Origin of the sequence: Roseibium marinum, from assembly GCF_002906165.1 — a bacterium.
Lineage (GTDB): Bacteria > Pseudomonadota > Alphaproteobacteria > Rhizobiales > Stappiaceae > Roseibium > Roseibium marinum.
On the sequence record NZ_PPCN01000020.1, the window covers coordinates 45535 to 59695 of the forward strand.

At 62.0% G+C, this 14161-nt stretch carries 12 protein-coding genes; 3 read left to right on the top strand and 9 right to left on the bottom strand.

Annotated features, from left to right (window positions below; all coding sequences use genetic code 11):
• Positions 1 to 35: 35 nt before the first annotated feature.
• Genes CLV41_RS26440 through CLV41_RS26455 form a run of 4 tightly spaced genes read right to left on the bottom strand, consistent with a single transcriptional unit; the run spans position 36 to position 6557 of the window.
• The gene (locus CLV41_RS26440) at positions 36 to 1418 is read right to left on the bottom strand and encodes a hypothetical protein (protein ID WP_103225497.1); all 1383 of its coding nucleotides are present in this window, start codon (positions 1416 to 1418) and stop codon (positions 36 to 38) included.
• A 1-nt stretch (position 1419) separates the two neighbouring features.
• Positions 1420 to 2007, bottom strand: coding sequence for a hypothetical protein (locus CLV41_RS26445; RefSeq protein WP_146048646.1), 588 nt, complete (start codon positions 2005 to 2007; stop codon positions 1420 to 1422).
• Positions 2008 to 2015: 8 nt separating this feature from the next.
• On the bottom strand, positions 2016 to 3659 hold the full coding sequence (locus CLV41_RS26450; protein ID WP_103225499.1) for a c-type cytochrome: 1644 nt from the start codon (positions 3657 to 3659) through the stop codon (positions 2016 to 2018).
• A gap of 12 nt (positions 3660 to 3671) precedes the next feature.
• Positions 3672 to 6557, bottom strand: coding sequence for a peroxidase family protein (locus CLV41_RS26455; RefSeq protein WP_103225500.1), 2886 nt, complete (start codon positions 6555 to 6557; stop codon positions 3672 to 3674).
• 467 nt (positions 6558 to 7024) lie between these two features.
• On the opposite strand from CLV41_RS26455, the gene CLV41_RS26460 reads away from it, so the two are divergent.
• From CLV41_RS26460 to CLV41_RS26470, 3 genes are all read left to right on the top strand, one after another.
• Positions 7025 to 7681 carry a ParA family protein gene (locus tag CLV41_RS26460; RefSeq protein WP_170107332.1) on the top strand — a complete coding sequence of 219 codons (657 nt, stop codon included), beginning with the start codon at positions 7025 to 7027 and terminating at the stop codon, positions 7679 to 7681.
• Positions 7678 to 8331, top strand: coding sequence for a YcjF family protein (locus tag CLV41_RS26465; RefSeq protein ID WP_103225502.1), 654 nt, complete (start codon positions 7678 to 7680; stop codon positions 8329 to 8331). The genes CLV41_RS26460 and CLV41_RS26465 overlap by 4 nt, the downstream gene beginning before the upstream one ends.
• A gap of 165 nt (positions 8332 to 8496) precedes the next feature.
• Entirely contained in the window at positions 8497 to 9126 is a 630-nt protein-coding gene (locus tag CLV41_RS26470) for a YcjF family protein (protein ID WP_103225503.1), read from the top strand.
• A gap of 133 nt (positions 9127 to 9259) precedes the next feature.
• On the opposite strand, the gene CLV41_RS26475 is transcribed toward CLV41_RS26470, so the two are convergent.
• The 5 genes from CLV41_RS26475 to CLV41_RS26495 are packed head-to-tail and all read right to left on the bottom strand — an operon-like array spanning position 9260 to position 14135.
• Positions 9260 to 10225, bottom strand: coding sequence for an amidohydrolase family protein (locus CLV41_RS26475; protein ID WP_103225504.1), 966 nt, complete (start codon positions 10223 to 10225; stop codon positions 9260 to 9262).
• A gap of 8 nt (positions 10226 to 10233) precedes the next feature.
• Entirely contained in the window at positions 10234 to 11400 is a 1167-nt protein-coding gene (locus CLV41_RS26480) for a M24 family metallopeptidase (RefSeq protein WP_103225505.1), read from the bottom strand.
• A complete protein-coding gene (locus CLV41_RS26485; RefSeq protein ID WP_103225506.1) occupies positions 11397 to 12323 on the bottom strand; it encodes a D-2-hydroxyacid dehydrogenase in 927 nt (308 codons plus the stop codon). Before CLV41_RS26485 ends, CLV41_RS26480 begins: the two co-directional genes overlap by 4 nt.
• Positions 12324 to 12330: 7 nt before the next feature.
• The gene (locus CLV41_RS26490; RefSeq protein WP_170107333.1) at positions 12331 to 13629 is read right to left on the bottom strand and encodes a TRAP transporter large permease; all 1299 of its coding nucleotides are present in this window, start codon (positions 13627 to 13629) and stop codon (positions 12331 to 12333) included.
• Complete coding sequence (locus CLV41_RS26495; protein WP_103225508.1) at positions 13626 to 14135, bottom strand: TRAP transporter small permease; 510 nt, start codon at positions 14133 to 14135, stop codon at positions 13626 to 13628. Before CLV41_RS26495 ends, CLV41_RS26490 begins: the two co-directional genes overlap by 4 nt.
• Positions 14136 to 14161 lie beyond the last annotated feature (26 nt).

A 14161-nucleotide genomic window follows, 5' to 3' on the forward strand; every position in this document is an offset into this window, starting at 1 on the left:
CCCTCGAATTCATGTCCGGCGGAAGTCCGCCTCAATCAATTGCCGGTTTCGGTGTCCCACAGCGCATCGTGGTTCCGATGGCGCTCCGTGACCCCGTTCGTGAAAAATTTCTCGTAATAAGGTAGTTCGACGTGATGCACCTGCAGCCACACGCCGGGCACGTGGATGGCTTCGCAATGCGCCGGAAACCGGCCATGCGTGTCGTGGATGTAATTGCAGATGTCCCGCACGCAGCTGATGACGTCCTTGTCATATTGCGCCGCCTCTTTCAGGTATCGCTCGCCGTAATCGTCCTTGTAGATTTTCCGGAAAGTGTCGCCATCCTGGTAGACGCCGCCCGACCCAAATTTCTGCGCGACAACCGCATCCACCGCCTCGCTCATACTGGCATAGTTCGGCGGGCACTTGGCCTTGATCAGGTCTTCCCCCTGATGCCGCAGGGCGACCGGATGGGACCGGACATCCGCAAACCGCGGCAACGGTACATGCCACCTCAGAATGTCCATCAGCCGCCACTTGGGGACCACATGGTCGAACCCCAGCATCGGCCCGAACTGATCGCGGAACTTGGGATCGCCCGTCAGAACGGGCGGGCTGATGGTTGCGTGGATCCAGGCCCCGAGCCCCATGGCTTCGGCGACCAGAAAGAGGTTCTGCAGCAGCAGAGGCGCTTCAAGCTGGGTGCGCAACGATCCGACGACGCCGAGCGGAACCTTGATGTCGTCATTCAGGAAGCCACGGCGGATCCAGTCCTTCACCCCCGCGGACATGTAGAAATTCCTGTCGTCCACCAGGGCCGGGCGGGCACCGTCCGGCTGGGTGAGGAGGTACATCAGCCCGTTGATATACTGGTGCGAAAGATCGACAACCGGAAGCAGGATCGTCGTGCCCGGCAGATTGGACAAGAGACGATTGGAGTCCAGATAGGCCGGAAAATTCCGTGCGCCCTTCTCCACGTCCAGACGCCTGTCGAGCAGCTTGACCTTTGCCTCGTCAGCCCGCCTGATCAGTGCCTCGGGCGAGAACGCCTCTTTGCTGGCCGGCAAGTGGCGCAGGAAATAGGTTCCCGTATCGTTGATCAGGAAAAAATGGGTTCCCTGCGCATTGTCGGGACTTCCGGCCGTCCGCCCCGTCATCGTCAGGTTCGGTTTCGCCATGACCAGTCTGCCCGTGTCGGGATCCTGAAACGGCCGGTCGGGCATGGTCAGGCCGGTAGCGCCGGTCATCGCGATCAGCAGCGCTTCCTCCAGCTCCGACAGGGGTTTGGGTTCCTGCTGCGAGCGGTAGGTCATGGACCCGGCGGCGACTTCCTCGACGCCGCGCGGAACCCTGTGGGTCCTGCGCTGCCAGATCGTCTCGATCAGGGGCCGGCTCAGAAGATCTGCAAGCCCGCCGTGGATTTCCGCGTTGTTGTCCATGTCAGGTTTCCACCCTTGCTGCCGGCACCTGGACGATCGCCCGGACCAGCGCGCCGGCAACCAGAATTCCGGTGAAGATAAATCCGAGTATCTGGATTGCGCCGCCTCTCAGAACGACCAGGGTCAGGGCGAAGATCAGGAATGCCAGCAGCCTTGCGATCAATTGAACCCAGAAGGACTGGAACCTTGCCGGCAGCAGCCAGATCAGCGCGACGTCGAGCGTCCACACGGCCAGAAGGAAAAAATTGCCTCCGGCGATGAGCGTCCCCTGCTGCACGAAAGTATCGGCGATACCGTCGAAAATGATGAAGATCGCCCAATAGGCATGCAGCAGGAACACCACCCAGGCGCCCGTCCAGAAGAGATAACCGAGATTGGCGATGGCCTGGTTCATCGTCCGGAACAGCCAGAAGGCGAGCGCCGGAACAAGCAGGAAGGTCGTCGCCCAGATTGTCAGCTTGGTGCGGCCGAGTTCCAGCGCGCCGCCAAGTTCCGGCGCGAACATGGTCCACAGGATCAGCAGCACGGTCGGCACACTCATCGCGGTGAACTGCGCGAGCGTCACCGCCTTCGGTTTGTCATGGTTCATGGCGGACCTCACAGGGTTTTCAGATAGGCGAGCAGATCGGCAAGGGCGGCCGGATCCCGCTCAGGATCGTCGATCGTCCACGGGTAGTCATGACCGGTATTCGCGTTGCCCGGCGCCGACGTGTCGAACTGGAAATAACGCAACGCATCCCTGCGCGGCGGGCTGGCGAAGCCCACGCGGTCGGTGTCGTAAAGGTTTTGACCGCGATAGAATTGGGACCGCCGCGGCTCCAGGTTGATCAGCTCCGCCAGTGTCAGAACGCTGGCATTGTGCAGATAGGGAGCCCGCAGGAAGGCTCCGTCGATCGGACCGGCCACATAGCCCCGGATGTCGCTGTTGTCGGCGTCTTCCGGCTGCGGAAAGATCTGGCTCCTGTCGAGTGCGAAAGGATGGTCCTTGGGAAAATACCGGTAAAGCGCATCGGGCATTTCGCCGTAGTGACGAAACATGACGCGTTCCGGATCGGTGCCGATTTCCACAACCGGGATCACCTCGTGCGTCCGCTCTCCCGGTTCCCAGCTCTGGCCGGACCGGTCGCCGTGACAGGTCATGCAATACTCCCGGTAAACCGCCTGTCCGCGGCGCACCGCTTCGGGATCGGGCCGCGCCGCGTCCGGGAAAATCTCCTCGAAGCGCGGCGGCGCGAGCGTGATCGTGTATTCGATAGCCTTGCGGATGTTGTGCACGATCTCCGGATTGGCCAGATTGACATCCGTTGCGCCCGCGGCGACCGCCGCCAGCGAGCTGCGGGCTTCCGGGTTGGAAATCGACCCGTCGAACTGCGCCCGTTCGCGCCAGCCCTGATTGTAGATCGTTGCGATCTTGGAATGGATCGGCAGGTCGTTAGCCGGATAATTCATCACGTTGCGCAGAAGCGTGCGGAAGGCCAGCGTCCGGGTCGGTCCCGTCGGTGTGACGTCCTCATCGCGCGAACGGCCGTTGCCGTACGGTGCGTCGAACCGGGAGATGTTTTCTTCCATCCGGTCGCGGATCTGACCGAGCCACACGCCGATCATGACCCGCTGCATCAATCCCAGGCTCTCGCCGGTCTTGTCTTCATAGGCGGCGGTGATCGCGTCCACGGTCAGTGCGAAGGGCGCATCCGCCTCCGCGTCTCCCGGGGCCGCCGGCTGCCGTTCGAGCAACGAGGCCTGGAAGGCGTCCAGCCAGGCGAACAGGTTGATCGAAACGCTTCCCGGACCAAGCACCCGGGCGGGCGTACCGCCGTCGGAAGTGCGCAAATCCGTCGTGTGGCACAAGGAGCAGGTCAGGGCGACGAACGGGACCGGCGAGGGAGCGGCGGACTGGGGCCGGTAGTTGGTCGCGGTGAACCCGACGGGAAGCCCGTCCGGGTTTTCCGGATCGTCCAGGAATCCGAACTGTTCCACCCAGCTGCCGGCGTCCTGCCCGCCCGGCTGGAAGTGATGCGGAAACAGGTCCGGCAGGACGAGGGCGACCGGCAGTGGCATCACCTCCGTCCCGATTGTACCGTGCCGGAACGCTTCAGCCGCGTCCCGGAAGACCGGTTTCGCCCATCCACCTTCCAGATAGATGAACAGGCCCGTCAGGCCGAGCGCGATCAGCAGGACCGCGTTGCAGACCCAAAGGACCGTCCGCCAGACGTAATTGAGGCGGTGACTGGAGACTGGCATTGCACATGCTCCTCAATTCTGCCGCCGCCGCCACGGGGCGAACGCGCTTTGACCCGTGGGAAGAACGGACGCAAAGTCGGGGAAGTGCCGCAGAATGATGCTGCTCATGGTGTTTTCCTGCACCCAGGCAATTCCGAGCGGCGAATAGATTTCCGGCCGGAAATCGACGGTCAGGAAACGGTCGGACTGAAGCCTGCGGGTCGCCATCAGAATGAAGATGCGGAACGAGGTGTCGGAAAAACCGAAGCCCGGAGGCGGCGTTTCGGCGTAGAGGCCGACCATCGTGTCCACATCGTCGATGGATTTGTAGACCTCCTTGAGCAACCGCACGTTTTCGCTGTCGGCGGTAATGTCCTCCCAGCGCTTGATCGGCGGCTTGTGCAGCCCCTGGCGGAACTTGTTGTAGCGGGGAATGCCGCGGGAGCGTTCGCGCACCAGGTCGACCACCGACAGATCGATAATCTCGGATTTGCCGTCCGACGACGTCCGGGTGAAATTCTGCAGAGACCTTGGATAATTGTGCAGCGTGATCGCGCCCGGATGCGCGATCCCCATGGAGTAGAGAACGCTGGAAAGGCCGATGCGGCGCATCGCTTCGTCCGTTCTGATGCCCTGTACCGCGTTGAAATCGAGCGCCTCCTGAAAGGCTCCGGTCTGCGCATCGTGGATGCGGTAGTCGTCCGGCAGAAGCGGATGCAGCCTGTAGACCGTGACGAAGTCTTCGGTCAGGCAGTATCTGGCATTGTGATGATCGGGAAGGGTTTCGGGAATGCCGCGCAACGCGTGGGCTTCCTGAAGCCAGAGCCCCATCCGCGTGAACGCGCCTGCGGGTCCCGACCAGTTGGCGTTGAGGGCGACGTCGATTTCCGGGGTCGCCAGAATGGCCGGCGTCCACTCCACCGTGTGGATCTTCGCGATCAGCGCGGAGATGATCAGACGGGCTGTCTGGTAGACCCGTTCGTCGCTCCAGTCCCTGTATTCTCTTTGCAGAGCGTCGCATACGGCATTGTGCTCGCGGGCGAACAACGTGTGCAGGGACGACAGGCCGAGCCACCAGCTTTCGTTGAAGCCGGTCACTTCCATGCCGATATTGTCTTCCGGCAGGTAGCCGTTCTCAAGCCGCAGCTTCGCGCCGCTTCCCTCCCGCAGTCGCTGCGCGTTCTGCAGGCTGCTGCCGTAGATTTCCGAGCCGTCCCACCAGTGGGAAACGGTATTGCCGAAAACCGGGTTCATGTCGTCGGCGGCTCCCAGCGGACGGTCACCGGAAATCCGCATGACGCTTTCCTGTTTGCCGCGCGGGGTGTTTTTCCACGTCATCCCGTCGGGCATGGGAACTTCGACATCCCGCTGGCCCGGCGGAAAGCGGCTGTGCTGCACCCAGTCATGCACCTGAAACTGGATCCAGGCCGCTGCGAGCACATTCAGCGATGACGCCGGAATGAATTGTTTGCGGTAAAGCAATTCGCGGCTGACAACAACGGGATTGGGCGTGTTCACATCGCCCGGACGCGGGTCCGGGTTCAGGTTGCGGCCGAAGGCGGCGCCTTCCCGGCCCATGCCGGAAACGCTCAGATCGTTCTGGTTCCCGTCGAAGCTCCTGCTGTCGCGGAAGTTTTCCGGCACCGCGGGCTCCGGCTGGGTCGCCTGCGGGTTCGGCTCGACGGGCTCCCGGTCGATGAGGTTTTTCGTCCGCAGCTGATGACGCAGCAGCGACAGGTTCAAGAGCGCCACAAGATGCGGCAGCCGGTACCAGGGCAGCCAGCGGTTGATCAGGGCGAAGGCAGGCGTGAAGCATGCCGTCACGAACCGGTTGCGCAGGGGCACCGGCTCGTAGAAGCGTCTGCGCAGGCGATGCGCGGCGCTTGCCGCATAAACGGCCTTTCTGGCCCGGTTGAGATTGCCGAGCGGCCGGAACTCGGGTGTGGTGTTCCAGGGATTGAAGGAGAGCCCGTCAATCTCGGCTGTCTTCGCCTGGGCCTCAAGGGTGGTGATGTCCTGCTGGGGGACGGTAAGCGTCGCGACCACGATCGGCCTGGCGCTCTCCTCCGGCCATGCGGCGGCGGCATCTTCGACCGGCGTAACCTCTTCGCTGACGAACCGCTGAACGCAGAATTCCCAGCTGACATCGCCCTTGGCAAGCAATTGCGCCGCTTCGGCACGCAGGTAGTTCGGGTTGTCCGGCGGCTGCCAGTCCTTCGCCACCTCCTGCGCGGAGTGTCCGGGCGCCGGACGGAGAAAATACCTCACCGGGCCGGCGTCCTCGCCCCACAGAATTGCGCCGCGGCTCCAGAAGCTTTCACCGGCCAGCGATTGGACCGGCCGCCCCGTTCCGCCGGCGACATTGCGCAGCATGCGGATGGCTTCCCTGGGGCCGACCGCGAACATCAGCTTCACGATGCCGAGGATGCGGTTGCCCGCCATCGCCGAGGCGAAGGCGATGAACTGGGTGGCATCGCGTGCATGCGGGACCGGGAAATTGGTCATCAGCAGGTCCTGCACCGCCGACCCAACGTCCACGCGCAGCGCGGCGCCGCGCAGATCGCGCTGGCCGTCCGACTGGTGTACGCCACTGGCGTTGGACAGGCGCAGGATGACCGGGAACTCGGCGCCTGCCCGCCACGGGCCGACGGTGAGGTCCTCGGGCAGATCGTCCGCGATCTTGAGTTTCGCGTTACCGACCGCGAGCAACGCCTTGGCGTGCTGGGCACGATCTATGCGCAGGGCGCCGGATCTGCGCCGGACCGTGTCCTGGATTTTCAATATGGCGACTGAAAAACGCTCGAAATCACGACGCTCCGATTCCGCGTCGCCATCAGCGCCTTTGTAATATTCCCACCGTGTGATTTTGTCGAAGCCACGATCGACATCGTGTTCGACTTCACTGTCCGGAGCCAGCATGCGCGCCTCCAATTACAACTTTAAGTAGAATTAAGATAAGTCAAAATCAAATAAAAATCAGTAGTACAGGACGATCATATAAGCTGTGGTTGTATTTTTCAAGACAGGATTCTGCGGTGAACCGCTAAAGCCGGTCATCACCTATGCGCGCGGGCGATCGAACCACGCAGCGGAAAATGAAAAAGGACGCACGCTCAATGACATGCCGGGCAACGCCGCGCCCGGGTCATGACAGACAAGTTGCGGCGGCATTTTCAGACCGGTCAATCTCTGCATTCTTGCGTTTCGATCCCGGCGCCGCTGCTGGTGCGCCACCCCTGTCCGGCTCTGAGAAACGGCTTACCCTTACCTATTGGAAAGATTGCCAGTGGAAACCGGACGTGACAGGCCTGCCGGGCGTGGTAAACTTGTCTTTCTTTGTTAATCTTTTGCTGATGGACGCGAAAAATCAGGGTGGGCCAGGAAAAATGGGTGGACCGGTAGTCACCATCGCATCCCTGAAGGGAGGCAGCGGAAAGACGACGCTGGCCTGTTGCCTGGCCGTGCAATGGCATCTTGATGGCTACAAACCCCTGATGATTGATGCCGATCCACAACGCTCCGGCATCCGGCTCGCGGAGCGCGAGCAGGCTCTCGGACACATCGATGTGCTTGAGAAAGCCGACAAGGACCTCTGGAAAACCTCCCGGCAGATTGCCGAGAACCACGGCATCACAATCATAGACACGCCCGGTTTCGACAGTGAAATCACGGTTGCCGCTCTGGCTGTGGCGGATCTTGTCCTCATTCCGGTCAAGGCGTCACCGCTCGATGTCGACCGGATGATGGATACGGTCAAGACCCTGATGAACGAAGTGAAAGGCTGGGCGCCGACCTTCCGCTGTGTGCTGACGCAAACAACAAGGGGCAGCGTCATCTCCAGGCATGTGCGCAGCGAACTGGAGGAAGGCGGTTTCCCGCTCCTCTTCAACGACATGCCCAATCGTGTTGCCTATGCCGAAGCCGGGCTTTACGGGGCGACCCCCAGCCTTACGGCTCCGGACGGACCCGCCGCCCGGGATATCACCGCGATCGCCGGGGAAATCGCGGTCCTTCTGGAAACCAAGAAAAAGCTGTCCGCATGACCAGAAAGCTGCCGAGAACGTCCAGCCGCACAATGAATGACCTTCGCCGGGCGGCAAATTCGACATTCGCCGAGGAAGAGCAGGCTCGCAGACCCGATGCAGCCGATACGGATGGGATCGTTCCCCCGAAGCAAGGTCAGGGCCAATCCGGGGGCGATGCGCAGGAAACGGATGCCGGCAGCCACGCAGCAAAAGAGGACGCCGGCCCAAAACGGTCATTTCCTTTCTCCAACCTGGAAAGTTTACCGGTTCGGTCATCTCCCCCCGGTAAAGCGGAATTCCTTAAAAATGCCGGACAGCTGATTGTCGACAGACATGCCCAGTTTGGGGCGATTGCGGGTCTGGTCCCGCTACCATGGGTCGATCTCGCCGCGATTGCCGCCGTTGTCGAACGGATGTTGCGCAAGCTTGCCCGTCTTTATGGTCAGCCTATCAGCGCGGATCGAAGCAAACACCTGGCCGCCGCATTGCTGACGGGAATGGCCGCGCCAGGCATCGCCAGCTTCACCACAAGCGGTCTTTTGAGGATGACAACGGGACCGACTCTTCTGGGCATGGCGATCACGTCTGTTTCAGCGGCGGTTCTTATACGCATTGTCGGCGAGGTCTATTTGAACCGGCTGAGCCTGGGGCCGGAGCTCGCGGCGTAGCGGACACTCGAGGCACCCTCCGGGACACATCAGGAACCCGACTGCAAAAGGGCAGCGTCCCGGATGCGAACACTTTTCTTTCAACGCATGAGGGAGTAACGTCCCTCACGAAAGCATTCCGCCCGGTTGACGACCGTCGCCCGGCAGACGCTGAGGAGATCTTAGATGGTGAGCAGAACGAGCGCGGCCGGGACGAAAGCAACCAGAACAAGAGCGACCAAGACCGATAAGCCCAAGGAGCCGGAAATGGAAGCCGACACCGTCGATGTCGACGACGACGACGACGAGTTTACCGTTACACGGGAACTGACCGCCGACAACCTGATCAAGGACTATGTCATCGCGTCCGTTGCGGCCAGCATCGTACCCGTTGCATTTTTCGACATTGCGGCCGTCATCGCAATTCAGCTCCGCATGATCCAGAAGCTCTCCAAACTCTACGGCAAACCATTCTCGGAGCATCTCGGACGCAAGGTCATATATGCGCTTGTAGGCGGTGTTCTTGGCTACAGTGCCGGATATTTTGTTGCCGCGAGCGCATCCAAACTGATCCCCGGGATTGGATGGATGGTCGGCATGGTCTCACTGCCGGTGGTGGCGGGCGGAGCGACCTACGCTGTTGGCCGGTCCATCGTCAAGCATTATGAAGAGGGCGGCACTCTCATGGACTTCAATGCCGGCAAGATGCGTGCATTCTTTAACGAGCAGTTCGAAAAGGGAAAATCCTTCGCCCGCAAGGCGAAGGACAAGGTGAAGTCCGAGGAAGCCGAAGGCGCGGAAGAGACCGCGACTTAATCCTTTTCCCGACCGCGGAAACACCTGAAAGCCGCCATTGGATCAATGATCCGGGCGGCTTTTTTTAATCAAGGGCCGCGGCGATTATACGCCCCACTCCGTGACCCGCAAATGTGGCGGAGGGTTCGGCTAATCAGAGTTTCAGCAGCCCGCGCGCGTTTGCGTGGCAGACCTTCGCGCGTTCGCTGTCAGTCAGCGATGCCCGCTCGATCCATTCGCCGGCTTCGGAGGCCCGTTCGAACGGATAATCGACCGAAAACAGCACCCGGTCCTCGCCCATCATGTCCAGGGCGCAGCGCAGCGGCGCATCGGCGCACATGCCCGAGGTGGTGACCCAGACGTTATTCCTGAAATACGCGGACGGCTTCTTTTCCAGATGCATGGCGCCCCGGTTGGAGATCTCCCAGCGGCTGTCGAGCCGCCAGATAAGATAAGGCAGGCATTCCCCCAGGTGTCCGAGCACGAGCCTCGCGCCGGGATAGCGGTCGAAGGTTCCGGCGAAGACCAGTCTCAGCGCATGGGTGGCGGTCTCCACCGTCCAGGACCAGACCGGGCCCCAGAGTTCCGGATGCTCGTGATACATGTGCGCCTGCTCGGGCGGATTGTTGGGATGGATGTAGACCGGCACTTCAAGAGCCGAAACGCGCTCCCAGAAGGGCGCGTAGCGGTCGTCATCGAGATAGGTGCCGCCGGTCTGGCCGTTGATCATCGCGCCCTGCATGCCTAGCTGGGTGACACACCGCTCCAGCTCGTCGGCCGCGGCAAGAGGGTCCTGCATCGCAAGATGCGCGAAGCCGCCATAGCGATCCGGGTGTTTCGCCATTTCGGAGGCCAGAAAGTCGTTCACCCGCCGCGCGAGGCGAACGGCCGTTTCGGTCCGTTTTTCCACCTGGACGCCTGGCCCCGCCAGTGAGAGGATCGACTTTTCGACACCGATGCCGTCCATCGCGGCAAGACGCATCTCGCCGAAATCCTCCAGCGCGGTACGCGCCTTGCCGAACAGGTCGGGACTGATGTTGGGCGCAGTGGTAGCCCAGTAATCTACAAAATCGGGATGCAGAAAATGCTCTTCGAGTGCGATTTTCGGTGTCGGCTTCATGACTTTCCTCAGAGTTCGAAAATCTTCTTTTCCGTCCGGTGCAGGCAATCGCTGACACCGTCGGGCGTAATCAGATAATTGTCGCAGATGACCGCGAAGACGCGGCCGTCGTCGTAACTGGGATGCACCGCAAGGCACATGTTCTGCGCCAGCGGCATGGTCTCGTCACGGCGGATCAGGGGCCGTTCGACCATCTCGCAGCCCTGTCCGTGGGCGTATAGCCGGATCTCGGGGGGAAGTCCGCGTGCCTCCATCCAGGCATCGTGCGCCGCCGCGATGGCGGCCGGCGCTGCCCCCGGCTTCATGAGCGACAGCGTGTGGTCCTGCGCGTCCTTGACGTTGGCGAAGGCTTGCAGCAGATGGTCATCCGCCTTTCCCATCACCATGGTGCGGGCGATTTCCAGGTAGAGCCCTCCGGGCCCGTTGATCTCGATCAGCAGCGACATGTGATCGCCGGGTTGAATTTCGCGGGTCTGAAAAGGCCGGTTCATGAACCTTGACGGCTGACCGAGGGGCGCGGACAGACCAAGATAGATGCCCTGATCGGATCCGAGACGGCGGCCGACGGCCTCCGCGTGTGCTGCCACGTCGCGATCGGTCAAACCCGGACGGATAAAGTCGCAGACCTCTTCGAACACCTTGTCCTGCAGCCCGGCGATCTGCCGGATGAGAGCAATTTCCTCCTCGCTCTTGACGGCTTTCACCCGGTCCAGCGCGTCCGTGGCGTCAACCGGTTCGAACGCGGCCTCCAGCGCGCGCATCAGCCCGTGCGGCAGCGCGGCCGGGCAAAGTGTTCCGACCCGCAGTGCCCCGGCCTCTTTCAGGGCCGCGATCGCCAGTTCGCTGTCATAGTCAACGGTGTAGACGATCGAATGGAAAGACGGCGTGCCCAGGACCCGGCCGACGCCCCGCGTTGACGGGGCGAGCGGATCCGTCGTCCGGTCGGTGCCGAAAGCTCCCATCTCGATCACGGTCATCGGCCTGTCCGCGAACAGGATCACCGTACGCGGATAACCGTTGTTGGCCGGAACGTCGGTCAGCCAGCGGACATAGCCGCCCATCCAGTCCTCGCGCGCCTGGCAGACCAGAGCATCAAGTCCAAGATCTTCCATGACGCCGCGCGCCAGCGCCTGGCGCCGGTCGAGTTCAGCAGCCGATACCGGTGAATTGCTCATTGGTCCAGCCTCCCTTCAAGGGCAGCAACGCCACCGGCCGCATAGGCGGCCACGTTGGTTTCAAGAATCGGCAGCGCCTGTTCGCGGTAGACATCGGAAAACCCGCCGATATGCGGTGTGACGATCAGGTTCGGCAGGTCCCACAAGGGATCTCCGGGCGGTAGCGGCGACCGCGCGAAGACATCGAGCGCGGCGCCCGCTATGCGGTCCGCCCGCAGCGCATCGATCAGGGATTCCTCGTCGAGGCAGCCGCCCCGGGAAATGTTGATGAGAATGCCGGTCGGCTTCATCGCCGCGATCACCCGCGCGTCGACGATATGATGCGTCTCGGGTGTGTAGGGCGTCAGAAGGATCAAGAAGTCCGCTTCTCCTGAAGCTTCCAGCAGGCGCTCACGGGTGTAAATCTTCTTGAAACCCGGCACCTCCGCGCGGCCGCCGGACACTCCGGTCACCTTGACGCCGAAGGCCCCGAGAAGGCCGGCGAGATGTTCGCCGATGGCGCCGACACCGACGATGCAGGCCGTCTTCCCCGCGAGGATCGGCTGCGGCCAGCGTTCCCACGCATGACCGTTCTGATTTGCAAGCATCTTGGGAAAGTTTCGCTGAACGGCGAGCATCATCATCACGGCGAGTTCGGACATCTGCGGTCCGTGAATGCCATGGCAATTGGTAATGGCAATGCCCTTCAGGCTCTTGAGATTGTCCACGCCGGTGGTCAGGGCCTGGATCCACTCAAGCTTGCCGCAGGCCGAGATCAGCTTCGAACTCAAGTAGGGTGCGAGACCGATCAGCGCTGTGGCTTCGGAGGAAAAGGCAAGTGCATCGTCTTCCGTCACCGCCGCCCGGAAATCGAGCTCAGGCAGGGTTTGCGCCAGCTTTTCGGCATAGAACTCGGCGTTTGAATCCATAATCAGGATAGACATCGGGGCCTCAATACAGGACGGAAGGCAGCCACAGCGCGAGCGCGGGCACAGCGAAAAGGATCGCGATCAGAATGACCGGCGCCATCAGGAAAGGCAGGATGGCCCGGTAGAGCTCCTGCATGCTGACGTTGGGCAATTGCGCGCGAATGATGAAGAGGTTCATGCCGACAGGCGGCGTTATCAGGCCGAGTTCGACAAGTAATGCAACCAGGACCCCGAACCAGATCGGATCGAAACCGAAGCCGGTCACGATCGGAAGAAAAACCGGCACGGTGATCAGCACCATGCCGATGCCTTCGAGGAAACAGCCCAGCACGATGTAGATGATGACGATGATCGACATTACCTGCCAGGCCGACAGGTCCGCGGATTGCGCCATTGCGAGCAAGGTGTCGGGCAGACGGGTCTGAACGACGAAATGCGCAAACAGCGTGGCGCCGATTATGATCATGAAGAGGGCGCAGGACACCAGCACGCTGGCCTTGATCGCATGGATCAGCCCCTCAAACGCCAGCGACCGGCGCAGAAATCCGAGAACGATCGCCCCGAAGGCCCCGACCGAGGCGGCTTCGGTCGGGCTGAAGATGCCCGCGTAAATTCCGCCGATGGTCAGCACGAAAAGGACGACGAACTGCCACGGCCCCTGGATCGCCCGGATCCGCTCGCGCAGGGACGCGGAGATTTCAACCGGGGCTGAAGATGTCCGTCCGGCCACAGCCATCGCCACGGCGACGTAAAGCAGCAGCAGGACCAGACCGGGCAGCATGGAGGCGGCAAACAGCCGCGCCACCGACGTTTCCGTGATCGACCCGTAGATGACGAGAATGATCGAAGGCGGGATCAGTATGCCGAGCGACCCGCCGGCGGCAACGGAGGCGGCGGAATAGCCCTCGGCATAGCCTGCCCGCTTCATCTCCGGCATCGCGATCCGTGTCATGCTTGCGGCGGTGGCGACCGAGCTGCCGCAGATTGCCCCGAAAGCCCCGGACGCGGCCAGGGTGGCGACCCCGAGCCCGCCCCGCACGCCGGAAAGCACGATCCGTGCGGCGTTGAACAGTTCCGCGGACATGCGCGACCCGCTGGCGATTTCGCCCATCAGGATGAAAAGCGGCACAACCGAAAGATTGTAGTTGGAAGCGACGTCGAACATCGTCGTTCCGGCGATGAATTTGACGGAGGTGAGGCTGTTCAGGGCCCAGTTGCCCACGAGGCCGATCACGCCGAGAGCGAGCCAGACCGGCTGTCGCAGGAACAGCATGACCAGCATCAGGCAGATGCCGCCGAGGCCGAGGACAAAACTACTCACAACCCCCCCTCCTCGCTCGGCGCATCCGGGGCCTTGCGCACCGACAGGCGGCATTGCAGGAGATAGGCCCAGAAAATACCGACGAGACCGGCAAAGGCGACGCCCCAGAGCGGCCATTTCGGAATGCCGAGCTCCAAGGACCGTTCGCCCCAGCGCCAGGCATCCAAGGCGGGCGCGATCATTGCCCAGCCGAAAAAGGCGAACAGAAAAACGCCGATCAGCGCAGCGAGGACAGCGAGCAGTCTCAGAACGATCTCGGGCAGGAACGGATCGGCCAGATCGATGACGATCTCGCCCCGGCGCGCCACCACGGGCGCGATTCCGAACATCGTCATGACCAGAAGCGCGATGCTGACGACGTCATATGCTCCCTGGATGGGGACGCCGAACACGGCCCGCAGCACGATATCGCCGACAACGACGAGCATCATCGTCGTCAGGGCGATGCCGGCAATCGCATGCATGATCCGGGTCACCGGGTCCGTTCGTTCAGAGCCTTCACGCATCTTGTGTGCCTTTCCATCTGGGCGGT

Excerpts from the sequence above, each read along its gene's own strand:
- CLV41_RS26440 (WP_103225497.1), bottom strand. The coding sequence starts at position 1,418 with ATGGACAACAACGCGGAAATCCACGGCGGGCTTGCAGATCTTCTGAGC.
- CLV41_RS26445 (WP_146048646.1), bottom strand. The coding sequence starts at position 2,007 with ATGAACCATGACAAACCGAAGGCGGTGACGCTCGCGCAGTTCACCGCG.
- CLV41_RS26450 (WP_103225499.1), bottom strand. The coding sequence starts at position 3,659 with ATGCCAGTCTCCAGTCACCGCCTCAATTACGTCTGGCGGACGGTCCTT.
- CLV41_RS26455 (WP_103225500.1), bottom strand. The coding sequence starts at position 6,557 with ATGCTGGCTCCGGACAGTGAAGTCGAACACGATGTCGATCGTGGCTTC.
- CLV41_RS26460 (WP_170107332.1), top strand. The coding sequence starts at position 7,025 with ATGGGTGGACCGGTAGTCACCATCGCATCCCTGAAGGGAGGCAGCGGA.
- CLV41_RS26465 (WP_103225502.1), top strand. The coding sequence starts at position 7,678 with ATGACCAGAAAGCTGCCGAGAACGTCCAGCCGCACAATGAATGACCTT.
- CLV41_RS26470 (WP_103225503.1), top strand. The coding sequence starts at position 8,497 with ATGGTGAGCAGAACGAGCGCGGCCGGGACGAAAGCAACCAGAACAAGA.
- CLV41_RS26475 (WP_103225504.1), bottom strand. The coding sequence starts at position 10,225 with ATGAAGCCGACACCGAAAATCGCACTCGAAGAGCATTTTCTGCATCCC.
- CLV41_RS26480 (WP_103225505.1), bottom strand. The coding sequence starts at position 11,400 with ATGAGCAATTCACCGGTATCGGCTGCTGAACTCGACCGGCGCCAGGCG.
- CLV41_RS26485 (WP_103225506.1), bottom strand. The coding sequence starts at position 12,323 with ATGTCTATCCTGATTATGGATTCAAACGCCGAGTTCTATGCCGAAAAG.
- CLV41_RS26495 (WP_103225508.1), bottom strand. The coding sequence starts at position 14,135 with ATGCGTGAAGGCTCTGAACGAACGGACCCGGTGACCCGGATCATGCAT.